Origin of the sequence: Helicobacter didelphidarum (assembly GCF_003364195.1) — a bacterium.
In the GTDB taxonomy this organism is placed as follows: Bacteria; Campylobacterota; Campylobacteria; order Campylobacterales; family Helicobacteraceae; genus Helicobacter_A; species Helicobacter_A didelphidarum.
Genome location: NZ_NXLQ01000077.1, coordinates 1 through 2,943, shown reverse-complemented (window position 1 = coordinate 2,943; position 2,943 = coordinate 1). Strand labels below are relative to the sequence as shown.

The 2,943-nt window shown below is 33.0% G+C and carries 4 protein-coding genes and 1 pseudogene; all 5 read left to right on the top strand.

Annotated features, from left to right (window positions below; translation table 11 throughout):
• The coding region (locus CQA53_RS12595; RefSeq protein WP_181882455.1) for a hypothetical protein at positions 1–753 on the top strand (753 nt) is incomplete at its 5' end.
• Between the two features lie 136 nt (positions 754–889).
• Positions 890–1,363, top strand: a complete 474-nt coding sequence (locus CQA53_RS10635) for a hypothetical protein (protein ID WP_147290042.1) — start codon at positions 890–892, stop codon at positions 1,361–1,363.
• Positions 1,360–1,692, top strand: coding sequence for a hypothetical protein (locus CQA53_RS10630; RefSeq protein WP_115543930.1), 333 nt, complete (start codon positions 1,360–1,362; stop codon positions 1,690–1,692). Before CQA53_RS10635 ends, CQA53_RS10630 begins: the two co-directional genes overlap by 4 nt.
• Positions 1,679–2,521, top strand: coding sequence for a WVD2 family protein (locus tag CQA53_RS10625; protein WP_115543929.1), 843 nt, complete (start codon positions 1,679–1,681; stop codon positions 2,519–2,521). The genes CQA53_RS10630 and CQA53_RS10625 overlap by 14 nt, the downstream gene beginning before the upstream one ends.
• Before the next feature lie 5 nt (positions 2,522–2,526).
• Positions 2,527–2,943 (top strand): annotated as a pseudogene (locus tag CQA53_RS10620) (hypothetical protein); the annotation flags it as partial.

The window sequence follows — 2,943 nt, the reverse complement described above, 5'->3', positions numbered from 1 at the left end:
AACAAAATCATCACTTTAACTCTTATCTTTACCCTTACGACAAGCTATACTTTGCTTCATAGACCTTTGGGGTTAGCGATATTTTGGGTATATGATACATTGTGGAGTGAGCAGAATCATAATCTTAGAGAATTGCAATTAAATATCGCTGATAAAGAGACATTTTTACGCCTTGTATCTCAATATGATTTGATAGATAAGATGGAATCTCATGAGAAAGAAATACGAAACTATATCAAGCATTTTGAATTTGATTTGCTGATAGTCAATGCTTTAGGCATAGAGGATTGGTATTATCAACCACTTTTGGATAAAATGAGGTATTATGCACTAGAGAACGAGTTTTACAAAGCTCATATGCTTTACAACAATTTACCATACACACAAGAGGAAGCGAATAAAGATTTAGATTTTCTTAAAGCCTGTGATAATGTATTTTACTTCTTTGATAAAATAAGCAAAGATTATAAAGAATATGAAAATTATATGTTTCAAGCAAAGTTAGTTGAATTTATGTTAATTTATGCACCTATTGGTTTTGTAGGTGGTTTTGTAGAGATTTATTTCCCAGAGAAACCCAAAATTTGCAATTTCTTTAGAGGTATTGTCAAAGAAGATATATTGCAAAGAGTTGAGAATATTAGCAAATCGCTACAAACACTGAAGGAAAAAGATGCAATCACTGCAGAGAAAGTACACGAACTTATAAATCCTTTAAATTCAATCAAGGAGAAGCTCAATGAATGCAAATGAAACAATCACCAACAAAGAAGCCTATAATGGAATGATGCAAGCATTTCTTAAAGATGGGGCTATGCCTAAGGAGTTAAGTATGATAAACTTTATTTAGAATCTTACTTTATGGTATGTTTGCAAACGAAATTTTACAATGAATTGGAAGTATAACGCAATGAATCCCAAAAACTTCAAGAATCTCCCATTGATTAGGTGGTATTATAAACGCACGAGGAACAAAATCATCACTTTAACTCTTATCTTTACCCTTACGACAAGCTATACTTTGCTTCATAGACCTTTGGGGTTAGCGATATTTTGGGTATATGATACATTGTGGAGTGAGCAGAATCATAATCTTAGAGAATTGCAATTAAATATCGCTGATAAAGAGACATTTTTACGCCTTGTATCTCAATATGATTTGATAGATAAGATGGAATCTCATGAGAAAGAAATACGCTATTATATCAAGCATTTTGAATTTGATTTGCTGATAGTCAATGCTTTAGGCATAGAGGATTGGTATTATCAACCACTTTTGGATAAAATGATTATGCTATTGAAAAGACATTTTATAAATCTTATAAAATTTACAACAATTTACCATACACACAAGAGGAAGTGAATAAAGATTTAGATTTTCTTAAAGCCTGTGATAATGTATTTTACTTCTTTGATAAAATAAGCAAAGATTATAAAGAATATGAAAATTATATGTTTCAAGCAAAAAATACAGAGGCTTATTTAATCTTTTCATATGTTCATTTCACAGAGAAACCCGAAACCTGTAATTTCTTTGGGGGTGCAATTAAGCAAGACTTTCTACAAAGAATTAATCTTAGTATTCAATCTTTAAATCTCCTCAAGGAAAAAGATATGATAATTGCAGAGCAAACACAAGGGTTTATAGATAACTTAAATTCAATCAAGGAGAAGTTCAATGAATGCAAGTGAAACAATCACCAACAAAGAAGCCTATAATGGAATGATGCAAGCATTTCTTAAAGATGGAGCTATGCCTAAGGAGTTAGTGGAGTATGATAAGCAAGTTGCAGAAATAGAGAGAAGGAGGGAGCAGGAGAAAGAGGCACTGAAAGAACAGCAGGAGAAAGAAAATCTTAAGAAACAGCAAGAGACATTGGATGTTTGGAAAAAACCTTTTGAAGTTTCATCAAGCTTGGCTGAACATTTAAAGAAATTCCTCCCCACCTTAGAACCTATCACTATGCCTATTCAAATCATCACTAAGAGAGCAGAAAGGATTTTTAGTATGGCAGATTATGTGATAGAATATAAAATCAATGGAGCAAAAGGCGTAGTGATAAAGATAATAAGTGATGGTGTAGAGGGTGCAGTATTTAATATCGGGCTAGGTGGGAGCATACTTGTAGGTATAGCAAGTGCAATAGTGGCTTATTTCCTCTCTGTCCCTGCGATTGCTGCGGGTATCATAGGGCTGATAATATTTGGAGTGGGAGTTAAGATTACTGATATAGTGAGTATCTGGGTTGGCGATACTTCAAAAGAAGTAATGGAGTTTATCTATGAGTATATCCCTGCTCTTTATCGCTCTATAAAACAACAAGGGCAAGGTTTTATGAATGGCGTTGATTGTTTGATCAATGGGGAATGGTGGAATGATTTGATGAAGCTGATAGTGTGGAACTCGATAGATTCTAAAGAAAAAGAATACTATTTAAGACAAGAATATGATGATGAAGAAGTAGATGATATGGATAGTTTTGAAAAAAATATGCGAATACTTGATACTTTTAGGAGATAGATAATATGCAGATAGTAGGCACACAGAATAAAGAACAATTGTTTCAGTATATCTCACACAACGACATCACCTCCCTCACTAAAGATTCTCCTATTGCTTTACTTAAAGCCCTCTATCAATGCGAAAGCTATATAGCACTCGATTCAAATAACAATCCTACGCTTGATGATAATAATGCTATAAAAACCTTTGGGTATAAATCCTCCTTCGCAAATACCTTTATCCTCGACAAAGAATCCCTAAGTAATGAGTATTTAGACGCTAGAAAAGCCCTCTATAAATCTATAATGCAAATAAAAGAAGAGAGACAAGGTGCAATAGAACAAGAACAAAAAAGAATAAATAATCTAAGTTATGAAGAATACGAGAGAGAGCTAAAAGAATTAGAGAGAGAACAAAGACAAGCAAGGTTTAGAAAAAAA